General features: G+C 43.5%; 20 protein-coding genes. 15 read left to right on the top strand and 5 right to left on the bottom strand.

Annotation, left to right across the window (positions count from 1 at the left end):
• Positions 1-31: 31 nt before the first annotated feature.
• From mnmE to IPN69_06960, 9 genes are all read left to right on the top strand, one after another.
• A complete protein-coding gene (gene mnmE / locus IPN69_07000; protein MBK8810470.1) occupies positions 32-1384 on the top strand; it encodes a tRNA uridine-5-carboxymethylaminomethyl(34) synthesis GTPase MnmE in 1353 nt (450 codons plus the stop codon).
• Positions 1385-1621: 237 nt separating this feature from the next.
• Positions 1622-1990 (top strand): excisionase family DNA-binding protein, encoded by a 369-nt coding sequence (locus IPN69_06995; GenBank protein MBK8810469.1) that lies wholly within the window; start codon positions 1622-1624, stop codon positions 1988-1990.
• A gap of 26 nt (positions 1991-2016) precedes the next feature.
• On the top strand, positions 2017-3114 hold the full coding sequence (locus IPN69_06990) for a site-specific integrase (protein MBK8810468.1): 1098 nt from the start codon (positions 2017-2019) through the stop codon (positions 3112-3114).
• Entirely contained in the window at positions 3114-4028 is a 915-nt protein-coding gene (locus tag IPN69_06985; protein ID MBK8810467.1) for a hypothetical protein, read from the top strand. Before IPN69_06990 ends, IPN69_06985 begins: the two co-directional genes overlap by 1 nt.
• Positions 4029-4116: 88 nt before the next feature.
• Positions 4117-4461 carry a helix-turn-helix domain-containing protein gene (locus IPN69_06980; GenBank protein MBK8810466.1) on the top strand — a complete coding sequence of 115 codons (345 nt, stop codon included), beginning with the start codon at positions 4117-4119 and terminating at the stop codon, positions 4459-4461.
• A gap of 40 nt (positions 4462-4501) precedes the next feature.
• Positions 4502-5953, top strand: coding sequence for a DNA primase (locus IPN69_06975; protein ID MBK8810465.1), 1452 nt, complete (start codon positions 4502-4504; stop codon positions 5951-5953).
• Between the two features lie 95 nt (positions 5954-6048).
• A complete protein-coding gene (locus IPN69_06970) occupies positions 6049-7176 on the top strand; it encodes a hypothetical protein (protein ID MBK8810464.1) in 1128 nt (375 codons plus the stop codon).
• Between the two features lie 23 nt (positions 7177-7199).
• Positions 7200-7604: a hypothetical protein gene (locus IPN69_06965; GenBank protein ID MBK8810463.1), complete on the top strand. Its 405-nt coding sequence runs from the start codon at positions 7200-7202 to the stop codon at positions 7602-7604.
• 3 nt (positions 7605-7607) lie between these two features.
• Positions 7608-8180: a hypothetical protein gene (locus IPN69_06960; GenBank protein MBK8810462.1), complete on the top strand. Its 573-nt coding sequence runs from the start codon at positions 7608-7610 to the stop codon at positions 8178-8180.
• Positions 8181-8288: 108 nt separating this feature from the next.
• On the opposite strand, the gene IPN69_06955 is transcribed toward IPN69_06960, so the two are convergent.
• The 4 genes from IPN69_06955 to IPN69_06940 are packed head-to-tail and all read right to left on the bottom strand — an operon-like array spanning position 8289 to position 12084.
• On the bottom strand, positions 8289-9242 hold the full coding sequence (locus IPN69_06955; GenBank protein ID MBK8810461.1) for a hypothetical protein: 954 nt from the start codon (positions 9240-9242) through the stop codon (positions 8289-8291).
• Between the two features lie 9 nt (positions 9243-9251).
• Complete coding sequence (locus IPN69_06950) at positions 9252-9890, bottom strand: hypothetical protein (GenBank protein MBK8810460.1); 639 nt, start codon at positions 9888-9890, stop codon at positions 9252-9254.
• A gap of 15 nt (positions 9891-9905) precedes the next feature.
• Entirely contained in the window at positions 9906-10919 is a 1014-nt protein-coding gene (locus tag IPN69_06945) for a hypothetical protein (protein MBK8810459.1), read from the bottom strand.
• A 10-nt stretch (positions 10920-10929) separates the two neighbouring features.
• Positions 10930-12084, bottom strand: coding sequence for an FAD-binding oxidoreductase (locus IPN69_06940; protein ID MBK8810458.1), 1155 nt, complete (start codon positions 12082-12084; stop codon positions 10930-10932).
• A 264-nt stretch (positions 12085-12348) separates the two neighbouring features.
• Here IPN69_06940 and IPN69_06935 point away from each other — a divergent pair, with 264 nt between their 5' ends.
• The 6 genes from IPN69_06935 (at position 12349) to IPN69_06910 (ending at position 24767) form a co-directional block, all read left to right on the top strand.
• On the top strand, positions 12349-14544 hold the full coding sequence (locus IPN69_06935) for a type I restriction-modification system subunit M (GenBank protein MBK8810457.1): 2196 nt from the start codon (positions 12349-12351) through the stop codon (positions 14542-14544).
• Positions 14545-14846: 302 nt separating this feature from the next.
• Positions 14847-15332 (top strand): hypothetical protein, encoded by a 486-nt coding sequence (locus IPN69_06930; GenBank protein ID MBK8810456.1) that lies wholly within the window; start codon positions 14847-14849, stop codon positions 15330-15332.
• Between the two features lie 10 nt (positions 15333-15342).
• A complete protein-coding gene (locus tag IPN69_06925) occupies positions 15343-16494 on the top strand; it encodes a restriction endonuclease subunit S (protein MBK8810455.1) in 1152 nt (383 codons plus the stop codon).
• Positions 16491-19568, top strand: a complete 3078-nt coding sequence (locus IPN69_06920) for an HsdR family type I site-specific deoxyribonuclease (protein MBK8810454.1) — start codon at positions 16491-16493, stop codon at positions 19566-19568. Before IPN69_06925 ends, IPN69_06920 begins: the two co-directional genes overlap by 4 nt.
• A 1-nt stretch (position 19569) precedes the next feature.
• Positions 19570-20286, top strand: coding sequence for a M48 family metallopeptidase (locus tag IPN69_06915; GenBank protein ID MBK8810453.1), 717 nt, complete (start codon positions 19570-19572; stop codon positions 20284-20286).
• Between the two features lie 350 nt (positions 20287-20636).
• Positions 20637-24767: a hypothetical protein gene (locus IPN69_06910; GenBank protein MBK8810452.1), complete on the top strand. Its 4131-nt coding sequence runs from the start codon at positions 20637-20639 to the stop codon at positions 24765-24767.
• 170 nt (positions 24768-24937) lie between these two features.
• Here the strand turns inward: IPN69_06910 and IPN69_06905 are convergent, their stop codons facing one another.
• On the bottom strand, positions 24938-25270 hold the full coding sequence (locus tag IPN69_06905) for a hypothetical protein (protein MBK8810451.1): 333 nt from the start codon (positions 25268-25270) through the stop codon (positions 24938-24940).
• Positions 25271-25370: the final 100 nt, after the last annotated feature.

Genomic DNA, 25370 nt, shown 5'->3' with positions numbered 1-25370 from the left:
CAGCTAACCATTAACTATTTGCCCTCAAGATATGGATACGATCGTCGCGCTTGCAACGGCATTTGGAAGAAGCGGTATCGGAGTCGTTCGGCTGAGCGGGCCGGATTCTCTCAATATCGCGCGTCAATTGACCGGCAGCATCGAGTTGGAACTTCAACCCCGCCGCGCGACGCTCCTCGAGATCCGCGATCGCGAAACGGTTCTCGATGAAGCGATCTTCACCTATTTCAAGTCTCCGAATTCATTCACCGGCGAGGACGTCGTCGAGATCGCGGCCCACGGTTCGCCGGTGATCCTGAGGCAGATCATCGACCTATGTCTGCATTTCGACGCGCGAATGGCCGAACCCGGGGAGTTTTCGTTGCGCGCGCTGGCGAACGGACGAATGAATCTATCGCAGGCCGAGGCGATCCGTGACCTGATCGATGCCCAGACGGTTGCCGCCGCGCGGCAATCGGTGCGGCAGCTTCAAGGCGAACTCTCGAATCGTTTGCAGCCGCTGAAGGATGAATTGCTCGACGTCATCGTCGTTCTAGAATCGTCGCTCGAGTTTGTCGAGGACGATCTTCCGGACATTCAAAATGAGCAGATAAAGTCGAAGTTGCGGTCGATCGCGGAACGGGCGCGGGCGTTTGGCGCGACATTTCAGGCGGGGCGGCTTCTGCGCGAAGGTTTGAAAGTTGCGCTCGTCGGTCGTCCAAACGTCGGGAAATCCAGTCTTTTCAACGCTTTGCTCGGCCATGAACGGGCTATCGTCACGGAGATCGCCGGAACTACGCGCGACCAGCTTCACGAGAAACTGGTCATCGACAACATTCCAATCTCGCTTATCGACACCGCCGGTCTGCGCGACACCGAAGACACCGTCGAAAGCATCGGCGTCGAGCGTTCGCGCCTGACGATGGCCGACGCCGATCTGGTGATCCTAATGCTCGACGCGACCGTCGGCTTCACTCAAGAAGACGAGGAAATCTGGCAGTCGATCGAAGAACTCAATCATTTGATCGTCGTCAACAAGATGGATCTCGGGATCGATCCGAAGACCCAATCGCAAATCGCAAATCACAAATCGCAGATCATTGTTGTGTCTGCCAAGACCGGTGAAAACTTGGCTGATCTCGAACGCGCGATCGTCGACCCGTTTCGTCCCGACGCGATCGAACCGGGATCGTTTCTAATCTCCGACGCGCGCCACTTTGATCTCCTCGAGCGAACCGCGGCCGAGATCGAAAACTCGATCTCCCTGCTCGAAGAAAAGATGAGTGAAGAGATCGTCCTCATCGGACTCCACAATGCCATCCGCTACCTCGGCCAGATCACAGGCGAGACGACGACCGAAGATATGCTGACGCGGATATTTTCTACGTTTTGTATCGGAAAGTAAGTCAACCGAAACAACAAAAACCAAACTAACAAAAAAATACACAAATGCGCTGTAAATAAAGGTTATTTACTCGATGGGTAACGACTTTTGGTTACGGTTAGTTTGTGTTATTTCGGAAAGATTTGTATCTTTATTGTATCTTCGCAGCCTTTCCTATGATAAGATACAAATGTAGGCGAAATAATGCTACATGTGGCTATCTATAGCTACACAAAACCACTTGATGCAACATAAGCTATGAGTTCAAACATTAGAATTACTCGCGTATGCCAGCATTGCCACAGTGATTTCACGGCAAGGACGACGGTGACCAAGTATTGCGGTGAGAATTGCGCAAAGCGAGCGTATAAAGTCCGATTACGAGAAGGCAAGATTTCTGAGAGCATTAGAGAAACTGTCATGCGCCAAGCTGAACCGATAACATCTAGGCAAGCGGAAGTTAAATCGAAGGACTTTCTTAGCATTACCGACGCGAGCGATTTGGTTGGAGTCAGCCGCTGGACGCTTTCAAGAGCGATTAAGAACGGACGACTGAATGCGGTTCGGTTCGGAAAGCGTGTAATTTTGAAGCGTGATGATATTGACCGATTATTTCCTTCGAGCTAAGGATTCACAGAAACACAAAAACGCAGATGATTAAGGTCTTTTTAAGAGAAAAGAAATTGAAGCACGGCAAACGCGGTCTTTATCTCGATTTCTATCCGGCAATTCTACATCCAGAGACAGGTAAGCAGACGCGGCGCGAGCATTTACGTCTTTATACGTTCGAACGACCCAAAATCGAAGCCGAAAAGGAACATAATAAAGAGACTCGATTGTTGGCGGAAAACATTAGGGCTAAGCGACAACTTGAATTTCAGGCTGGCATTTATGGCTTTGCCCCTGTTGGCGATAAACAAAGAGACTTTTTAGCTTATTTCGAAGAGGTAGTTGAGGGGAAAAAGAGCCAGTCCAAAAGCAACTTCGAAAACTGGCGCTCGGTGAAGCAATATCTCGTTAAATTCGCGAAAGGGCACTGTACGTTTGGCGACGTTACCGAGAAGTTTTGTAAGGACTTCAAAGAGTTCTTGCTGAATCAAGAATCGATTTCAACTAACACGGCTTCCGTTTACTTTGATAAGTTCAAAGTCGCCGTTCGCCTAGCAGCCGACGATAAGTTGTTAGCCGAAAATCCAGCCAGACGTGTTCGTTCGATTAAAGTCGAAGATACTCAACGTGAGTTCTTAACATTGGACGAACTCCACACTTTAGCGGCAACTCCGTTTGAATACGAAGACATGCGCCGTGCGGCTTTGTTTGCAGCATTAACCGGCTTGCGGTTTTCGGATATTCAAAAGCTGACATGGAAGGAAGTCCAATTTAGCGAGCAAAATGGTTCATATCTTCGATTCACACAACAGAAAACAAAAGGAACCGAAACTCTACCTATTAGTGAAGAGGCTTTAGGGCTTTTGGGCGAACGGAAGGATGATAGCGAAATCGTATTCACAAACTTGGCTTACTGGCAAGCCTCTTATCTGCCAATATGGACTAATAAGGCTGGAATCAATCGAAAGATAACTTTTCACTGTTTTCGTCATACATACGCTACATTACAACTAACGTTTGGCACCGATATTTATACGGTTTCAAAACTTCTCGGACATAAGAACGTTCAAACCACGCAGATTTACGCTCGCGTAATCGACCAAAGGAAACAGGAAGCCGCGAATCGAATAAGCCTAAAATAATGAGGAAACTGCCAGCCGGAAAATCGGCAAATGAAAACAAAGCGAAGAAGTACCTGACCAAAGTGATTCAAGAATCCATTTTGGATGAACACGATTCCTTTGAGCACAGTAACCTTCTTTTCGGCGAATCAGAGCGGTTGTTTCAAGTAATTGAAGAGTGGATAGGATACTTCGCGGAAAGCGATAACAAACCGTCGTTTGTAATTAAGCGATTAAGAAATGCTGAGTTCGATGAGTTACAACGCTACTGTCTATTGAAGTACTTAGCGATGAGTCTCGAACAGCTTCCTTCCTACAGAAAATGGGAAGTAGCACTGGAGAAAATCAAGATTGAGCTTAGTGAAGTTGAATATAAAGTAGAGGCGAAAACAGAGTTACCAAAGTTCGGTTTTCAGTTCCAAAATGTAAGAAAATATTCAGACTCATTACCGAATGATGAGGCGCGTATCCGTTATCTAACGACCGTAAAAACCTTCTTCGAGCAACAGGACAATGGACTTCATGACTGGACGCGGCCGTCCTTTGATAAACAGTGCGAGCTTGAAATCAAGAAGATTCGCGACTTAATGAAGCTGAGTGAGACGAGTATTCCTAAATCTAAAACGCAATCCGGTGAGAAAAGAGCGTCTGGCGGAACTCAACAACAGAACCTGTTGGCTATGTACTTCTTGCTCGAATTTATTCAGGGAAAAGGCACAGTGGTCGATAAAGCGAGCTTTGTTTCCTTTCTAACCGGTTTTAGTTCTGAGAAAGTCCGGCAACTGCTTCCAAAGGTGCTCGAACGTGCGGAAAGTAATTGGACTGAATTTGAAAAAGATATTGAAGTGATTCGTGGTCATTTTCAGAAGCTCGGTTTGAGCCAGATTGTGAAAATGATTGATAACGAAGTAACCGAACTTGGGCGGGATTTGTAACCTTCCTTGTAACCCATCTGTAACCGTACACCTTTCAATTTACGCTTAATCTTTGTTTAGCGATATTTCGCAAAAGGATTGAGCGCAAATGCAGAATCTAGTATTCACACAACTTTCAATTCCCGAAGTTCGACAACTTCTCAGAGACGAACTAGAAGCCTATTTTGCTGATCGTATACAAACGGCGGTTCAGGCGGAAGTAAACGACATTGGCGGAATAGAACTTGCCGAAATCATAACCGGCTTAAAGCGTCCAACCATTTACGGACTCGTATCCGAGCGCAAAATTCCACATTCAAAGAAGGGAAAGCGTTTGTATTTCTCGCGCCAAGAGCTATTCGACTGGCTACGGCAAGGTAAGAGAAAGAGTCAGGCTGAGATTGCGGCGGAAGCTGCAAGTTTCATTTCGAACAAACGAAAAGGCGATGCTTAGAACATCGCCGTCAAAAAGTAATGAGCCAAAAACTGAAAACATGCTTAGTTTGACACCGACAACAAATAACGGAAAAATAAGTGCCTTCGACGTTCAGGCAGAAGCGGAACGGCTATTAGACAATCGAAACCACAGGCTTCAACAGGCGGATGTACTTAACGAAATTCTTGATGCTCTTGAACCAATCGACTTTCGAGCAGTTGCCGATTTGGATGCAACCGCAAAAGTGTCTCAGAAGGTTGAAGTTGTCGTTACCGTTCAGGAAGTCTTGCGTGTAGCTCGCGACATGAATTGTGGCTTGTGCCGCCAAAACGACTTCATATTCAGCTACAATGGCGAGTTCTGGCAGCTTGTTGACCGCTTGGAACTTGAGAGCTTTTTAGGCTATGCGGCTGAACGGCTCGGAATCGACCACGTTACCGCAAGTTATCACCTTTTCAGAACGAGCCTCTTTAGACAGTTTCTAGCTGTTTCATTCCTACCAAAACCAACGACTCCAACCGGCGTTTGTCTCATAAACTTGCGAAATGGAACCTTTGAAATCACGCCGACCGAGTTTAGACTACGCGAATTTCGTCGCGAAGATTTCCTTACTTATCAATTACCGTTTGAATATTCGCCAAAAGCCACCTTTCCAAAATGGGAACGGTTTCTTGATGAAGTGTTACCGGACATTTCGAGGCAGCTAGTCTTGGCGGAATACATCGGGTATATCTTCACAAACCTAAAACTTGAAAAGACGCTGCTACTTTACGGAACCGGTGCGAACGGTAAATCAGTAGTTTTCGACGTAATGACGGCTCTTCTCGGAAATGAAAATATCTCGCATTACAGTTTGCAGAGTCTTAATCACGAATATTATCGAGCTTGTCTTGCAAACAAGCTTCTCAACTATGCTTCAGAGATCTCAACACGCCTTGGAGCGGACATCTTCAAGAAGCTAACCAGCGGCGAACCGGTTGAAGCACGGTTACCTTACGGACAGCCGTTTCTATTGAGGGAATATGCAAGATTGGCGTTCAACTGTAATGAATTGCCGCAGGACAAAGAGCATACGGAAGCTTTTTTTCGTCGCTTCTTAATCCTTCCTTTTGACGTGACGATTCCTGAAGAAAAGCGGAATCCAAATTTTGCCAAAGAGATAATCAAAGATGAGTTATCCGGGGTGTTCAACTGGGTATTGAGCGGTTTGCAAACTCTTCTCCAACAAGAGGATTTTACGCGGTGCGAAGCCTCTCGCGATGCACTAACGAAATATCGACACGAATCCGATTCAGTTGCCATGTTTCTGGCAGATGAGGGATTCAAACCGAGTGACAAACCTACGGAAGTGAAGGTTTTATACATGGCTTACAAAACCTATTGTTTAGACAACTATTTTCGACCGCTTGGACGGAACAACTTCAGTAAGCGATTAGAAGCAAACAGCATTGTCTTGGCTAGACGTGATGTCGGCATGGTTGCCTATGTCAAATGTTTACCGACGATGTGATTTGAAAAGTTTCAGTTGAGAGTGTCCGAAACGTCAGAATCGTCAGCCTGTCAATCCTGACATTTCTGACATCTTTAGGAAATCTTTTTTAAGAAATGGTTCATAGATACACACTTGAAAAATATAAAGGTGCAAGCTCGCGGCATCGATGCCCGAACTGTGGCAAAACTCGTCAGTTTGTCCGTTATATCGACCTAGATACTGGAAGCTATCTCTCGGACGGCGTAGGACGCTGTAACCGCGAAAGCAAGTGCGGTTACCATGTCACACCAAAAGAGCATTTTGCTGATAATCCGCAAAACGATAGTCGGAGAATATTGAAGCGGAAACCACGCAAACAATTGCTTGTACCACCGAAATCAGTCGATTACATCCAAAACGAAGTGCTGAAGAGTACGCTAACTAACTACGAGCGTAACAATCTCGTAAAGTTCTTACTGTCGCGCTTTGATGCGAAAGAAGTTACCGGTGTTATTCGTCGTTACCTAATAGGAACTTGGCATGACGGACGGACAATATTCTGGCAGATTGACCGCAAGAACCATATCCGAACTGGAAAGCTAATTTCCTATGACGCGGAAAAGGGCAAACGAAGCAAAACCGTCAAACCTAATTGGATGCACGTTGAATTGAAACGACGTGGAAACCTGTCTAACAATTTCAATCTTCGACAATGCTTGTTTGGCGAACATTTACTTTCAGCCGAAACGCTAAAGCCAGTAGCCATTGTTGAGAGCGAGAAGACAGCAATCATAGCGAGTATTTGCTTACCTGACTTCGTATGGTTAGCCGTTGGTGGTAAGTCGAATCTCAAGGCTACAACTCTTGCAAGGCTCGGTACCAATCGAAGAATTATTCTGTTTCCTGACTCGGATGCTTTCGAAAAGTGGAATGAAATTCTCATTTCCTGCAAGCGGCTAGGATTGAATATCGAGATTTCAACACTGATTGAAAAACGTGGTCTGGACATCGAGAAGGCGAACGGTTTCGATATTGCCGACTACCTGATTAAGAGCGGTGAAGGCAAACCAGAAGCCATTAAGTTGGCATTTGAGGGTATCCAAAACTATTCCGAACTAACGAACGAATTTGAGTATCTATTGGATGAACGGCTTGCGATTGTCGAATTTGACGGCAATTTAAGCTCTAAAGCAGCTAGAGACCTCTGTGCATCGCCGGGCGCTTTGCGTTCACTTGCTTTGCAAGTTGCACAGTCTAGATAAGCAACGATTGATGAGTAATGCTTATGTCGCAAAAGAAACCATGTCAGAAAACAAAGCGAAACGGTGAACCGTGCCAAATGGCAGCGTCTGAATCCGGCTTCTGCTTCACGCATGACCCTTCACGCGGTAAAGAACGAGCAGATGCGCGGCGAAAAGGCGGAATGCTCAAGGCAGTGCCGCATATTGCAGATAAATCGCTTGTTCCAGACCGTGTTAGGTCAATTGATGGAGTTCTATCCGTTCTTGACTACACGCTGAAAGAAACGCTCGGTTTAGCTAATGGCGTTCAGCGTGGAAGGCTTCTTGTTTCGCTGGCTCATGGTTATATCGAAGCTCTAAAGACCGGCGAACTTGAACAGCGTTTGGAAGCTATCGAGCAAGCAATGAAATTGAGAAAGGTTGTAGATTTTCCCAGAAAAGCTAATTAAACAATGAATCTGAAATCAGTTCAAAACAAATATGATTTGCTTACGATGCGCGAGCGGTTCGCACTTCTTCACGCGGCTTCGATAAGGAAGGATGAGATTGAATGCGGTGCCGTTCATGCAGCGAGCCAGCGGGTTACCTATCGAGTCTTTGATTTCCACTTTCTCGCGGAAAAGGTACTTTTACTGCATAACATCAATCTATTGGAGCGGTTGAATCATCAAGCAATGTTTAAGCTCTTCAATGACTTCCATGAGTTTGACGATGAGCGGACTGCGAGATATCTAGATTCAACTCAACTTGCGGCTTATCTTTACGTTCTGGAAACGGATGCTTGGAAGAATGTTGGTGAAGAGTTCGGTTTCGATGTTCCGAGCTTCAGAGAACACTTAGCTGAAGAAAGTCTGGTAATCCGGCAAATGGAGTTCTTGGACGTTGTTCTGAGAGGTGCCGCTTTCAACGTAGAGGGCGCTAGGAAGGTTATCGCTCGTTATGTGTCCGTAGATGCGGCTAAGGACATAAAAACGCTCGAGAGCGTAACGGAGCAATATCGCTCAATCCTGAACGCGTGCATTTGACTTCTGAATCGATAATCTAAGTATCGAAGGATAATGGCGAGTCCTTCTGATAATACCGTACCTGCGGACGCTCCATCACCACCTATATCTATTGCTAAAAGAAACTATTTAGGACTTATTTCTGAACGTTCGATATTCTGGGTTTACTAAATCAGTATCGTCACCTGTTGAGAGCAAATTCACGATTGAATTAGTTACCCTGTCGCTAATCGTCTTATTAGCCCCTCCAGTATTAAAAGCCGTTTGGCTATTCGAAGCGATATAATACCCAATCGGAACGTCTGAAAAATCACCTTCGGCAGGAGCATCAAAAGCCGATAAGATTCTCTTTTTCAAAAGCTCTGCGTGCAACGCGGTAGCATCAACAGCATGAGGAAACGCGGTGTTAAGTAGAATTGCGCCATCCTTCATCTTGCCTAACTCTTCAACGCCAAAGACATTAGTACCGTGAGTTTTACTGACGTGCAAACTTATCACATCTGATTGTTTCAACAAGTCGTCCAGGCTAACCAACTGTACGCCCGCATCGTTTCCGAAGTCGGTTCGAGAGTAGGCAATCACCTTGATACCCAGCTGTTCCGCTAATTGTGCAACTTTCTTTCCAATATGTCCGAAGCCAACAATACCTAAAGTCAATTCTTGCAGGCTAGGAGCAACATAAAACGAAGCTCCCCCTTTTGCGGTCATCATCGGTATCCTTCGCGCCATTGAAAGGAGAAGTGCGATTGTATATTCTGCCACCGCAGACGCATTTCCACCTATAGCTGCCGAGATTGCAATTCCTTTTTGGGTGGCGGAAGCATGAGCAGGGATGAACTCGGCATACCCAGAGCCAGTAAAAGAGATGGCTTCGAGTGAATCGGCGGCATCTATTACGTTAGAAGTTACCTGTTCGATACCGCCTAAGATATATCCATGTTTGCCGCGAATTGCATCGCAGAGTTCCTCTTCGGACGCAGCTGGCTTATCGAGCCTTTCTACATCGAATCCCTTAGACACGAGAATTTCTTCATGTTCAGGAAAGATAAATAATGAATCGGTAATAAGAATTGTTTTTTTCATATAAATCCTTTATGAATCGGCGATTTCTCCGCTTAAAGGGTCAAAAAATATTCGTTGAATTCGGCTGACGACATCAGTATCCTTGCAAAATCTCAAAATCTCTTTCACAGCAGTTTCTTCGGGTTTTCTATCCGATTCACTCAAGATTGAAATCACCTTATTCGCCTGAAATGGCTGCAATTTCCTATTACGCAGCCCCCCAACTGGCACTATCGTTTTTGCATCGGTCTTAATGTGCCCCAGTCTAACGAGATGCCAAATGGCAATGTCGTGCGAACACGCGATTTTTCCATCGTGCTTTGCTTCATAGTCACGCAGTTTATCGCTAATCCGGTTTCTATATTTGTCGGAGATACAAGCAAACAAGGCGTCCATGTACTTTGAAAGACTTGATTCATAGCAAATATAGTCTATATCAATATGCTGACTTACAAAATCAATGAATGGAATCACATCCTCCTGCAAGGTCAGTTGATGTCGGGTAAACTTATCATCAATTAGAATAGATACGGAACAAATCTGTCCTTCATCTCTTAGTTTTGATAGTTGTTGAGCGGCAATCTTCGAAGAAAACGCGACTTGCTCCTTGTCGAAGTCGGCATTAAAAGCTATATGAGCAAACTCAATGTTGATGTCGGCTTTGTGCAAAACTTCCCCCCTGAATTAGTAACCTACCAAAATGCGACCCTCAGGACCGTCGATAACGTCTCTGTTAGCGTAAAATTCGGTGGCTTCCACGCTCTTAGCGTAAAGTGAATTAAATTTGTCGATAAACCCCTTAACTTGATTTGTATCGACCGTTAAAGTTGCGTGTTTTAACGTATTGGTTTCGGTCACAGTTATTAATTTTGCATATCGAACATAGTTGTCATCGTAGATGACGAAATCCTCAAGTTCTTTCGCTGACAATTTTGCCTTTTCCGCGATTTTCACTTCGATTTTCATCGTTAACTGTTGTTCAATAACGCGTCTCTGCGAGACTATTTCTTCTTCGCTAAGGATAAATATCCTTGTTATTCGGACATTTTTATTAATCATTTCCGAATGCGCCTTCAAAAAATCCTTTCCTGCGGGTTCGTCCCAAAATCCATTGTCCTGATAACTAATCGCTCGCACATTTATTTTTGGAAGTCTTGTCAAAAACTGTTTGTTCGCAATCAGTTCATAATATTCATCGTCGATTACGATATGCTTTGCGGAAAGTTCATCTAACTTCGGTATCGTCGCGTCGAAGATTTTCCGTTCTTTCCATTCAAAAAAATCAAGACAATCTGGGTGCTGGGTTTTTAACACCTGAATATTTTTGTATGCTCCTGAAATATCCGAAGTAACTTGCAAAAACCGGTCATCAACAATGCCTTGTTCAAGAAAACTAAGACTTTGATTTAACCGGTTGTGCCGCTCGGACTTTTCGGACAAATCCTCAACGGACTCTTCCAGTTTGGAGAGTTGGCTTGCAATTTCACGATGACGATATAAGGTTCCAATAATCAAACCAACAAGGGCACCAGCAACCGACAACAAATACACTACGCCTTTACTTGCATCCAAGTTATCGGGCGTAAAGAACTTAATGAGAAACCCGATGACGAACGAAATTACTACCCAAAATATTGGGTTATGGGTCACATCGTCAATCCATTTCTTGATGGCATCAGTGGTTGTTTTAGTTGGCACGTTGTTCCTTTCAGCTAAATGTTCGATTTGGATTGAAACTTATTAAAAATCTGTTTTTGCCTCTGACCAAGTAATCAGCTATTGTTCTGGCTACCGCGGGAGCCATCGTTATTCCGAGACCTATAAAACCATTCGCAACTATAATGTTTGGGGAGTTCTCGGCAATTCCCAACAATGGCATTCTATCCGGCGGACTGGGGCGCCACCCCCTCCAAACGTTGCTAACTTCGCACTCTTTGAGAATTGGGATTATTCTTTCGTTGGATTCAATTATTGAATTAAACTGGGACACGCAGATTCGGTCACGCGACCGTAGCATATGGTCGGAAGGCAAACCATGTTCCTCTTCATACGTTGCCCCCAGCAACATATATCCGTTTGTGCGCGGGGTAATAAAACCACTTCCCATATAAATATGCCGCTTTATTAATGGGAGATTGTCGCGTGTAAATAGACCAATTGCGTCACCACGGATCCAAGTCAAGTTTGATTGGGTCGGTAACCCTACAATGTGAGTCTCTGAAAGACCCGTGCAGACTATTAAGTTGGAACATTTAATTTCGTCACCGTTACTTAATAGAATGTGAACGGAATCGCTTTCACACGATACTTCACTCACTGCCTTACCTAATCTAAATTTATTATTTAGGCGGGCTCGAAGCAGCTTTTCCAAAGCAGCAAAATAAACTGACTTGTCTAACCACGGTTCGTCGAACCACAATGCTCCCACGTAGTCGCCCGAAAGCGCTGGTTCGAGGTCTCTGGTTTGGCTAACAGTTAAAACCTTAGTAATGCCATCTCGGCATGCATTTAACTCGGCTGCGAGCTCGACGCCTTTTTGAAAACTAGTTTCGTCTGGAAAGAGTTCGATAAGTCCGTCATTACAAAAGGGGATTTGTGAACCAATTAGCTTGGATATTGCTGGAATCCATTCGTTGCGATACAAATCGACGCTGTGAGCGGCAAATTCGCGTGCCTCGCCTACAAAGTAGGGGTCAGAGTACGGGGTTAGACTCCCAAAACCGGCGAGAGAAGAGCCTTGAAATGGTGTTTCGTTGAAGTCGATTAGTTCGACGCTTAATCCTTCATTGAGTAATTCCCAGCTAATCGAACAGCCAATCACTCCCGCGCCTATTACTGCGACATCGCAATCACTTTTAGACATAAGTTCTTTCTTGGGAGCGTCTAAAAATACTACAACCTGACGCTGGAAAACTTGACCTTTAAGGACTCTAATTGCTTAATGAGTTCTATACATTTAACACAAAGTTGATATCCAAGGCAATGAAAAAAAAACATGAAAAAAAATCATCCCTTCACTCTCGGTAACATTTTGGTTTTATTTTTTCTTCAACTAAAATCGCAAAGCAACTAATACAGCTCATTATTCGAATAGCCGAATGCGTTTGAATTGAAGTAATCTCTTACGATGGCGATAAAAAAGAGCGAGCTCTACTCTTCCCTTTGGGAATCCTGCGACCAATTACGTGGTGGCATGGATGCTTCCCAGTATAAGGACTACATTCTCGTCTTGTTATTCGTTAAATACGTTTCGGACAAGGCTAAGAGCGACCCGAACGCACTGATTGAGGTGCCGGAAGGTAGCAGCTTTGACGACATGGTAGCGCTCAAAGGGAAGGACAGCATTGGCGATGACATCAACAAGAAAATCCTTGCACCGTTAGCGGAAGCCAACGGTCTAAGAGGTATTATTGATTCCGCTGATTTTAACAATCCCGACAAGCTTGGCAGAGGTCAGGAAATGCGCGACAAGCTGTCAAAGCTCGTAGCAATATTTGAACGACCTGAACTAGATTTCTCGCAGAACCGCGCTGAAGGTGATGACATACTCGGAGACGCTTACGAGTATCTAATGCGTAACTTCGCAACCGAGTCCGGCAAGAGCAAAGGTCAGTTTTACACACCGGCTGAAGTCTCTCGCATTATGGCGAAGGTAATTGGTATTGGTGATTCTGTACTCATTAAGACGAATATCTACGACCCAACTTGCGGAAGCGGTTCATTGCTCATACGCGCAGCCGACGAAGCGCCTCATGGCGTGACGATTTACGGACAGGAAAAAGATAATGCTACTCGCGCTCTAGCCAAGATGAACATGATTCTTCATGGCTTCTCGACTGCGATAATGGAGCAAGGTAACACTCTTTCTTCGCCTCATTTCAAGGACGAGAACGACAACCTGAAGGTGTTCGACTTCATCGTTGCCAATCCGCCTTTCTCAGATAAGGCTTGGAGCAATGGATTCGACCCGCAACATGACCTTTACCGTAGATTTGCATACGGTGTTCCGCCGAAAACGAAAGGTGATTATGCGTACCTTCTTCACTTGATTCGTTCGCTGAAAAGTAACGGCAAGGGTGCAATCATCTTGCCGCATGGTGTTCTCTTTCGCGGCAATGTAGAAGCCGAAATCAGAGAAAAGCTGGTCAATAAGGGCTTCATTAAGGGCATTATTGGACTTCCGCCTAACCTCTTCTATGGCACCGGCATACCGGCTTGCATCATCGTTATAGACAAAGAAAATGCTGACGCTCGTCGCGGTATTTTTATGATTGACGCAAGCAAGGGATTCGAAAAGGACGGCAACAAGAACCGCTTACGTCATCAAGACCTTCATAAAATTGTCGATGTCTTCAATAAGCGGCTTGAGGTTGAGAAATACTCTCGGATGGTGACACATGCTGAGATTGCAGGCAATGAATACAATCTCAATCTTCCGCGATATATCGACACTCAGGAACCTGAAGACATTCAGGACATTGAAGCGCATCTTTTAGGCGGAATACCGAACTTCGACCTTGACGCGCTCGAATCGTACTGGCAAGTATTTCCGACTCTCAGAGCCGAACTCTTTGCAGATTACGACCGACCGAACTACTCACGGTTGAACGTGAATAAGGAAGAGGTCAAGAAGACAATTTTCGAGAATCCCGAATTTCAAACTTTCACCGGCAAGGTTCAGGAAGTCTTCAATGCTTGGCGAGACAAACAAACGCCGGACTTGAAAGCGTTAGAAGTAGGAGCGAAACCTAAAGCTCTAATCTTCGATATTTCCGAAGACATACTTGCTTCGTTCTCGGATGTTTCTATGATTGATAAATACGATGTTTATCAGAGCCTTATGTCCTACTGGACGGAAACCATGCAAGACGACGTTTATTTGATTGCCGTTGACGGCTGGACTGCAACCGAAGACTTAATTCCTCGCGAGCTGGTTATCGACCGATATTTTAAGGCAGAAAAGACGAACATCGAGAAATTGGAAGCGGAACGTGAAGAGGTTATTCGCAAGAAAGAAGAACTCGAAGAGGAACATTCTGGCGAAGACGGCGTTCTGGATGCTCTACGAGACGAAGGTAAGCTTCCAAAGGGACTCGTCCAGACAAGAGTAATGGAACTCAAGAAAGAGGTATTAGAAAGCGCCATTTCGACCGCTGAAGAGAAGCGTCTTGCCGCAACCATTAAGAAGGATTTCGCGAAAGTAGCTTGGCAGAAAGGCGCTTCAGAAGATTTTCCCGAACTAGATATTCTCCATGACTATCTTGTTATTCTTGCCGACGAAAAAGACGCTAAGATGCAGTTAAGAGTGCAAAGGACGAGCTAAAGAGAAAGGTTCTGGAAAAGTACAAAAGCCTAACCGAAGACGAAATCAAAGTGTTGGTTGTCGATGACAAATGGATAGCCTCGCTAGATAGTTCGATCCGAGGGGAGCTTGAGCGCGTCTCACAAAATCTGGCTAACCGGGTAAGTTTGCTTGCCGCGCGGTATGAAAAATTTCTGCCTAAGATTGCCAGCAACGTTGCAGAGCTCGAAAGAAAAGTTTATCAACATCTAAAAAGGATGGGATTCAATTGCGATTAAGTGGTGAAGCATTTTCCATACAATGCGCATAATCGCGGAATTATTATGACAAATAAGGAGTTTAGCCCGCTTAAAAATGTCCCCGAAACTAAAGCAATGATTCGTGCCGCGATTCACGAATTTATGAAACGGGACTGGAGACAATTGACGCATGTCGGCATCTACGAACCAACGATCAGCCATCGAATCGCTCTCTATCTTGAATGTGTCTTTTCGGGTTATAGGGTGAACATCGATTGCGAGTATAACAGGGCCTTAGACAGCGACAAGTATGATTCTGACGGCAAAAAAGTGAGACCGGACATTATCATTCATGAAAGATTCAACAAATATGCAAGCCATGTTGCATTTGAAGTGAAGAAATGCGGTTTAACGAGCAAACTTGCTAGAGCCGACATTGAGAAACTTATGCGGTTTTTTGACGAACCACTTCATTATAAACTTGGAGTTTTCGTCGGAGTGTTGAAACGACGAATTGATATAGTCTGGTTAGTCAAAGGCGAGGATAAGGAAATAGAACATCTTAGTTGAAACTCTCAAAATGAACAAACGATGTAGAACTGAAGGCTACAGAAAAACCGATTGCGGTATCATTCCCGAAGATTGGGGAATTGATACGGTCGCTAATGTCGCTTCAATATCGACGGGTGCAAAGAACACTCAGGACAAGATTGACGACGGCTTTTATCCGTTCTTTGTTCGTTCGCAAACGGTTGAACGAATCAACTCATTTTCATTCGACGGCGAAGCTGTTCTAACGGCCGGTGACGGAGTTGGCACTGGAAAAATCTATCACTACATCAACGGAAAGTTTGATTTTCATCAACGGGTTTACAAGATTAGTGAGTTTGACGAGACCTTAAAAGGCTACTTCTTTTATATCTATTTCAGCAAAAATTTCTACCACCGGATTATGCAGATGACTGCAAAATCTTCGGTTGACTCTGTGCGCAGAGAAATGATTGCTGAAATGAAGGTTCCTCTTCCGCCGGTGCCGGAACAAGAAGCAATTGCTAGGGTCTTGAGTGATGTTGACGCACTGATTACTTCGCTTGATGAACTCATTGAGAAAAGGCGGAACATCAAACAAGGCGCAATGCAGCTTTTGCTTACCAGCAAGAAGCGCTTGACAGGCTTTTCGGACGATTGGACAACCGGACAACTCGGCGATGTTGCCGATGTTGTTATGGGACAATCACCGTCCTCTGTTTACTATAATACCGACCGAAAAGGTCTTCCCTTAATTCAAGGTAACGCGGACATAAACGACAGGAAGACGATTATTCGAATTTATACGTCGTTAGTAACTCGAAGGTGCGAGGTTGGCGATACGATAATGTCCGTCCGCGCACCGGTCGGAGAGGTTGCACGAGCGACTTTCCAAGCTTGTATTGGTAGAGGCGTTTGCCGAATTCGATATACCAATGACTTTGTTTACCATTTGTTGCTTTTTTCAGAAAACAATTGGTCGAAATTGTCCAAGGGCTCCACGTTCGACTCGGTGAATTCGGATGAGGTAAAGGAATTTGAAGTCTTTATGCCGCAGGCTACGGGTGAGCAAGAAGCGATAGCGAAAGTCATCGGGGACATGGGTGATGAAATCGAATCGCTCGAACTCAAACGAAATAAATATGCCGCAATCAAACAAGGAATGATGCAGGAATTACTTACAGGAAAGACGAGGCTTGTATGACCGATGTCGGACAATTAGAACGTCGAACCCAGAACCGCATCGTCCGGCTTCTCCGCGATGATTTGGGCTACAACTATCTCGGCAACTTGGAAGCCGAAGAAGACAACCGCAATATCAATGAAGAGCATCTTCGAGCCTTTCTTGTTAGACAGGGTTACGACAAGTCGTTAATCGACCGAGCTATTTTCCAAATTACCTCCGCAGCGGGTAACCAAGCGCAAGGCTTGTACACGGTAAATAAAGAGGTCTATTCGATTCTTAGATATGCCGCGAAGGTAAAAGCGAATGTAGATGACAGCACTGAAGATGTTTGGTTGATTGATTGGAAGAGTCCGCTTAACAATGACTTTGCGATTGCTGAAGAGGTCAGCATAAAACGCGAAAACAAGAAACGACCGGACATCGTTCTCTATGTCAACGGAATCGCTCTTTGTGTTATTGAACTGAAGCGAAGCATCGTTTCAGTGTCCGAAGGTATTCGACAAAATCTGGACAATCAGACAAACCGCTTCATCAAGCCTTTCTTTGCCACTATGCAGCTCGTAATGGCTGGCAACGACACGCAAGGACTGCGTTACGGCACCATCGAAACTAAAGAAAAATATTACCTGAAATGGAAGGAAGAGGGCGAAGCGGAACCTGAAGAAGTCACATCCGAGCTGCTTGACCGGCAAATATCGCAAGTTTGCCGTAAAGAGCGCTTTCTCGAAATCATCCATGACTTTATCGTCTTTGACAGAGGCATCAAGAAGGTTTGCCGACCGAATCAATACTTCGGAATGAAGGCGGCTCAAGAGCGTATCCGAACGCGCGAAGGCGGAATCATCTGGCATACGCAAGGAAGCGGCAAGAGCTTGACGATGGTTTGGCTGGCGAAGTGGATACGCGAGAACGTGGACGACTCGCGAGTGCTGATTATCACCGACCGCGACGAGCTGGATGAACAAATCGAAAAGGTCTTTAAGGGTGTCGAAGAAGACATTTACCGGACGAAGAGCGGTGAGGATTTAGTCCAGAATCTTAACGTCAAGGATAAATGGCTTCTCGGTTCGCTGGTTCACAAGTTTGGACGCCGTTCGGACGATGACGAAGCTTCTGATAAGGACTATCAGACCTTTATCGAGAACGTCATAAACAGCTTGCCGGACGGCTATGAGGCAAAGGGTGACATCTACGTCTTTATAGACGAATGCCACAGAACACAATCAGGCAAGCTGCATAAGGCAATGAAAACAATCTTGCCGAACGCGCTCTTTATTGGATTCACCGGAACGCCTCTTTTGAAGCAGGACAGGGCTACCAGCATGGAAACCTTTGGAACCTACATTCATCAATATCGCTACGACCAAGCCGTTAAAGATGAAGTAGTTCTTGACCTGCGATATGAAGCGCGAAAGGTTGACCAAAATCTAACCAATCAGGAAAAAATTGACCAATGGTTTGAAGCAAAGACTAGGGAACTAACTGACCACGCAAAGAACGAGCTGAAACAGAAATGGGGAACGATGCAGAACGTTTTGAGTTCCCATGAACGTCTTGAGCAAATTGCTAACGACATCATTTTTGACATGGAGACCAAAGACCGTCTGCAAAATGGCAGAGGCAACGCAATGCTTGTTGCCGGAAGCATCTATGAAGCGTGTAAGTATTACGAGATATTCCAAAACAAGGGATTCAAGAAATGTGCGATTGTCACTTCGTACAATCCGACCATCGATAAGGCTAAGGACGAAGCGACCGGCGAAGATGCACCAACTGACAATCTGAAGAAGCTCGAAGTCTATGAAAAGATGCTCAACGGCAAAGATGTAGAGACCTTTGAAAAAGAGGTCAAAGACTTATTTGTTGACCATCCGGCGCAAATGAAGCTGCTTATCGTCGTTGATAAATTGTTAACCGGATTCGATGCGCCTTCAGCAACCTATCTCTACATCGACAAGTCGATGCGCGACCATGGTCTTTTTCAGGCTATTTGCCGCGTCAACCGGCTGGACGATGAAGACAAGGAATATGGTTACATCATCGACTACAAAGACCTCTTCAAATCGCTGCAAAACGCCGTTGATGACTATACTTCCGAAGCTTTTGATGGTTACGACGCGGAAGACGTTCAAGGCTTGCTGACGAACAGACTAAAGAAAGCTAAGGAAACGCTGGATGCCAGACTTGAGGCGATTAGAGCACTATGCGAGCCGGTTGATGGTAAGTCTCAAGATGCTTACGTTAAATTCTTCTGTGGTAGCTCAGACGTTGAAGGCGAGCTGAAGCAAACGGAACCGCGTCGGACTGAGTTATACAAAATTACGGCTTCGATGATTCGAGCCTATTCGAACGTAATTGGCGAAATGCCTGAAGCCGGTTATACCAATGAAGAGATTGCCCATATCAAGAAGGACGTTGAGCATTTTAAGAATGTCCGAGAAGAGATAAAGCTTGCCAGCGGCGATTACATCGACCTAAAAGCCTACGAACCAGCGATGAGGCAATTGATAGATACTTATATCAGCGCCGACGAATCGGAGAAGATTTCGACCTTCGACGATATGTCATTGGTTGAGCTCATCGTTGAACGTGGTAGGGACGCGATTGAATCGCTTCCGAAAGGCATACGGAAGAATCAGGAAGCAGTTGCCGAAACCATCGAGAACAACTTGCGCCGGTTGATTGTTAGCAAACAAGGCATCGACCCGAAATACTACAAGGACATGTCCGAGCTTCTGGACGAGCTAATCAAGTTTCGTAAGGAAGCCATTGCCGAATATGAGACGTATCTGACACGGTTTGTCGAACTTACAAAGAAAGTCAGCAATCCAGAGAGCGAAGCCTTGCCAGCGTCAGTCAAAGAGTCAGCCGCGATGGTCTCACTTTTTCACAATCTCAATAAAGATGTTGAGCTTGTTGAGCGATTGCACAAGCAGATTCAGCTAAACGCTGAAGACGGCTTTAGAGGTGATGTTCTAAAAGAGCGAAAGCTGAGAATCGCGATTAAATCGGCGCTTAGAGAGTTTGGAATTTCTGACTCGGACGAAATCGACAAGGTTTTCAAAATTGTCTCAGAGCAAGAAGAATATTGAGATGGAACAAATAACAGTCGGCAACATTCAGATTGATATTGTTCGGAAGGACATCAAGAATCTTCATCTAGCGGTATATCCGCCGACTGGACGTGTTCGCATCGCCTCGCCTCTAACTGTCGATGATGAAGCCGTCCGGTTGTTCGCGGTCTCTAAGCTTCGCTGGATAAAGAAACACCAAAAGAGTTTCGAATCACAAGAAAGGCAATCCGCGCGTGAATACATTACCGGCGAAAGTCATTACTTCGAAGGAAACCGCTATTTGCTCAACGTAATCTATGCCGACCGGACTCCGAGCGTCGAAATAAGAAACAAGACGCATATTGATTTGACCGTTCGAGCGGATAGCACGTTTGAGCAACGAAAGCGTGTAATGACAGGCTGGTATCGGGACAACCTAAAGAGGCGCGTCGAACCGCTTATCGAAAAATGGCAAAAGAAAATCGGCGTAGAGATTGCAGATTGGCAGATTAGGTTAATGAAGACCAAATGGGGAAGCTGCAAGGTCTCAACAGGACGCATCTGGCTTAACCTTGAATTGATGAAGAAGCCAAGTAACTGCTTGGAATACATCATTGTCCATGAATTGCTTCATTTCAAAGTCCGGCACCATAACGACAAGTATCTTGCCTTATTGGATAAATACATTCCGAGCTGGCGTTCTTCTCGCGATGAGTTGAATAGCTTTATAGTTAGTTATGACGAATGGAAAGGCTAATACGCCAAGTTAAAATTCTATTGGGTTTAAGACGAAATCTTCTGAATACTCGCTCGTCGTGATTGGTGATGATGGCGAGACGGCGCGACCTATCGGAACAGGCTTTTTCATTGAACCAACCTTGGCATAACCGCACGTCAACGTTGGTTAGATTGAGAAAAAATGTTTTTAACAAGCTCACTTATGGTGATTTATTCGTTTAAGGTTGAGAATGAAAATGTCCTTTCGTGGAATTATTTAATAATAAAGGTTCATATGAGCGTGAACTTATATCAATGGAGAAAAATCCATTTTTGAAAACAAACTGCACATGAAGAAGTAATTTCACAAACTTAGGGACTAATATTGTAATGGATTATAACCCCCTAAATTCACCACATTCGCAGACATTAAAAAATAACTATCCTATGCCTTTTACGATAAATGGGTGGTTGGATTATTTTTCAGTACAACGACCTGTTTACGGTGGGATTGATTTATTTACTTTGGATTTCTCATTTAATTTCCATTTTGTTTCCAGTTTAATTGCGACGGTCATCGGACTAGTTACGCCAGAAAAAAATCCATTATATGAAAAGGTTGTAATAGTTTTCCCATTTGAAAGCAAACAAGAAAAGATCGATCTAGAACTACTGTTTGATTGTGTAGTTAAGAAACGAATCGAAAAAGAAATAGAATTTGTAGATTTTGACGCAAAAATCATCAATTGGATAAAAGACAGGTATGAAAAGGAGATTGAAGGTTTGATCGAGATTATCGTTTGTCGGACTAATCAAACTGAAGATTTATTAAAACTGGTAGAAAGATTTGATAAAACCGCTTTTATATTAGTTGATGTAGATGTTTATTCTCCTAATGCTTCTATTAGTCCTACATTCGAAGCCCCGCCCACTCCGTTGATTGATGCTATTCGCTCATGGTCTTATGAGGATATATGGGTAAATAGCGTTTTTACTGTAATTTCTAATCTTAACAAAATTACAAACAATAAACAGGTGCTTTTCTATTTGCTGGTTGATCAATATCCGCCTGTAGCAAAACAAAATTTAGAAAAGATAAATTCAATTGAAAATCTTGCTTATATACATTCAGGAATAAATGAGGAAAGCATTACCATCGAATCTAATATTTCTAAATGGTTGGAAGCATCTTCAACGGGCGACATAGATTTTGTTCTTCAAGAAATCGATAATGTCGTCGTAAATAGAATAAATAATGCTTTAATTAAGGCACAATGTCTTTTATCTGCTAATCATTCGCTGCCAGCGCTGCAAATAATCGAGCCATTTATTGAAGAACTGTTGTCAAGCAAATACCCAACAATGTTGATAACAGTAGCGAGAATTACTGCTGCCGCAGGTCAACGAGAAACTACAAAAAAGTTTCTTCGCCAAGCTTTGAATAGAAACCTAAGTGATTTATTCAGTTTGGAAATCGCTCTACAAATTGCAAAATCAGTTAAAGCCTATGAGGTAACCGTTGAAATTTTAGAACGGCTTGAAAAGGTTTTCCCGTTCGAAGATGCAACTGTTCACCAACTTTTTAATTCGGCAATCGAAAACAACTTAAATGAGCTGAGAAATAAATTAGATAAAGTTCCTGATATTGACTTGAAAAGTAGGTATTTCAAGTTTTATGTGCTTCTAACAAATAAATTATTGGACACACCGATCGAAAATTTTAGTGATATTATAACTGAAATTAAAACCGATTACCCCGAGTTTGAATCCGCTACAATTTACTACTGCGGCTCATACGCACTGAATCATAAAGAATTCGAAATAGCCCTAAATTTACTAACCTTTGAAAATGTGCAGCCAAGCATGGAAGATCACGTTGTTTCGAAGTTAATCGAAGTTCTTGAAAATTTATTTATACAGAACGTCCCAATTGATCAACAAATAGATGACGAAAGCTTCATAGAATCTCCCTATGCACAAAAAATAGAATTAGCGATTTCCAATATACTTAAATACATTTCTCACCATCCCTTGGATCAAAGCATGAGGGCAGCATTTATTCGAATGATGGATCGACAAAATACCGGACTTTTTGGTGTTTTGACTTTAATTAGCGTCGTCTTAAAACAAGACTTGGAATCATTGAAGCCAGTTGAAAAAGAAGTAGACAATGTTGATTTAATGAAGCCTGAAGACATCAGAAAGACACTCTCTTCATATTTACAAGGAATGCCACATATTTTGCTGGGGATCAGCGAAATATCCAATATCAAAACAAAACACTCAAAAAATCAAATTTTGAAAACTTTCAATTTGTTTCTTCAGGAACTCGCCTTTAAGGGACTAAATGATGAAAGCGACTTAAATTTTTTGATTGCAGTCTTACATATAGTTATTAGATTAAACCAACAATTAATGACTGGAGGTGAGTTTGAAGCAATCAGTACTACTGCCGCGGCTTTAACTACTTCTGGCTATAATCAACTAGCTCGAAATTTTGCTGAACAAGCGTTAGTGATCGCACTAAAAAGTAAAACGGAAACGTCTCTATCATCGGCTTGGTTGGCTTATTCAGATATTTACCAGCGTTCTCATAATAAAATCGAATCTCTTATAGGTTTAGCCTGCGCGCGGCAGTTAAAGAACGTCGCCTTTTCAGGCAGCGAAATTTTTGTTCAGAGAGTCCTATTAATTAGAATGTTAAGAGATTTTAACTTTTTTCCATTGGCATTGAACGAAATACAAAAAACCCGTAAATATATAGACCAAACTTCTAGTCCTAAAAGATCGAACCAGATTTTAAATGTTATTGAATTACAGATTGAATTAATTTTGTTTACAGCCTTTGAAGATGATCTCGACTCTGAAAAAAAAGCCGAATTACTAAAGGCTTTTGTAGAAAGAGTACTTGAACTTCATAAAGATTCCATGGAGGTTTCGGACGAACGTTTTCCAACCGTATTGTTGATGGCGCAGGTAAATGGATTGTTAAATTCAGAAAAAATCGACAATCCTAAAGTAACCGAATTGTCAGATTTATTCCTATCAGCCTTAAATGAAGCAACTCCGAATTTTACTAACCTGGCATTTTCGATTGCGAGCGGAAACCCCACAGTCAATGACATTGAAATGATGGTGAGAAATTTGGAAAAAAATAGGTATATAAGTGATCTGATAACAGACCTAACACCAATTATTCAGTTGTCTGAAATAGCTTTGGGAAATGCAAAACCGGAGGATCCGCCGGAGAACTGGTTATATTTACTTGAACTACGTTCTTCAATTTCAATAAATACTGATTTCACGCGTTTGTTCAATTCCGATGATACTAATGAGATTCTTGATTTAACAGTCAGAAAGTACATGGGAGCGGTGATGGGCGATGAGAATTTTAACATTGAACTGGGGGAGCTTACAAAAATCGCGGAATTTGATAAAACTACCGATTTGAGTTTTATGCATCCTGAAAAGGTTAGACTGCTTTCCCCTCTGGAACTTTTAGAATTCGTGAAATCCTTAAACCGAAATGAACTTTCAGTTTTATCGATAGGGTTAGATGATAAAGGTAATTTAATCTCTTTATACTCCGAAAATGAAAGAATAATACTTAGAAGAGAAGAGAGAGCGGTTTTTGATTCAGAATTGTTTGCTGTTTGGAAACAGATGTTCCCCTACGGTTATAGTAATGTAGCATTAGATGATGCAAACGCCTTTAATAAATTAACCGAAACGATGAATGGAATCGGGGTATCCTTGCCTCCCTCAAGCTCTCCGTTGTTGTTAATAAGCAGTACAACATTACAAAATATTCCCCCCAATCTATTATTTTCTGAAGATAATCCAGTTGGTAATTCAAGACCTATGGCAATTACCCCATCTCTAAATTGGTTGCAAAAATCAAAAGCAGAAGCCTTAAAATGGGAAAATAATTATAAGGTTTGGTTTCCTGATCCTAAAAAAGCCGAAGACCCGCTTTCCCGCTTATATGATGAAACCAATTCTATTCTTGTTGAAAATCACTTTGATATTTATAGAAAGGAAGAGGATATTCAATATTTTGCTTATTCTGATATAACAATTATTGGAGCACATGGCAGTATTCATGAGTATGACCAATTATTCAGGTCCATGTCTGACGGGGATTCAACTAGATTGAGCAGCTTAAGTCTCTCAAAACTGCTTGTTGGAACTAATATAGTTATTCTGTTTGTCTGCAGCGGTGGGCGAATAGATCGAGACCCTTTTACCCAATCTTCTATTGGATTGCCCTTCGAATTGCTAAATCAGGGTTGCAGAACAGTTATTGCGTCATCATACCCGATTGATGTCAGGGTGCCAATCATCTGGTTAGAAGAGTTTTTAAAGTTCTTTAATGAAGGTAATACAGTAATTAAAAGCAACTTCCTCGCGAATGCCGCTGTAGCTCAAAAGTTAAATCATAATCCGCTTCACTCTTTAGCTTTGAATGTTTACGGGGATCCATTACTAACATTGCCTAACAAAGGTGATCTCCACTTCTAGAAAAACACCTCAACCGCGACCAAAAATCTTAGGTTGAAAAAGCTCAAATTCTTCAATTTATGCGAGATTTGTATCTCATTTGTATCTGCAACAAACAATCGGTACAATAACACTAAGTATTGCAGTAATTACGATTGAGACTAACTTTCTGCATCGGAAAGTAGATCTGCTCAAGTTTCGCGGCATCTCAATAAAGGTTTGGTATAGGCGGTTCTCGGCGAGTCGGATTGACGCCAGACGAACTCGTCGTTGGAAAGGAAGATAAAGTCCCATTTAACCGGTTTTCCGGCATCGGTCAAACGTTTCTCGTTTCTGATCTGTGTTCGAAAATAGTCGTTTTCAAGTTCGAGAATGTCATAACGGTAGAGAGAGCCTTGGTCGGATCCCGGTTGGCTAATCTCAAGATCAAGGTATTTCTGATCGGCAGAAACGATGATCGTGAACGCATTCGCCTCGCAATCGTTCCCAGCCGTTCGCCAGCGCCCTTCGATGAGCTTGAGCATCTCTTTTGGGTCGGCGAACTCCAGCGGTCTGCGCGGGGCGTTCCGTTTGCTTTCAGGCTTTCCCGGATTTCTTTCGGATGGGCTGGAAGATTGACCCGAC

The organism is Acidobacteriota bacterium (assembly GCA_016715115.1).
Taxonomy (GTDB): domain Bacteria; phylum Acidobacteriota; class Blastocatellia; order Pyrinomonadales; family Pyrinomonadaceae; genus JAFDVJ01.
Note: the sequence above shows the minus strand (reverse complement) of the source record. Positions and strands in the feature narration are given on the sequence as shown.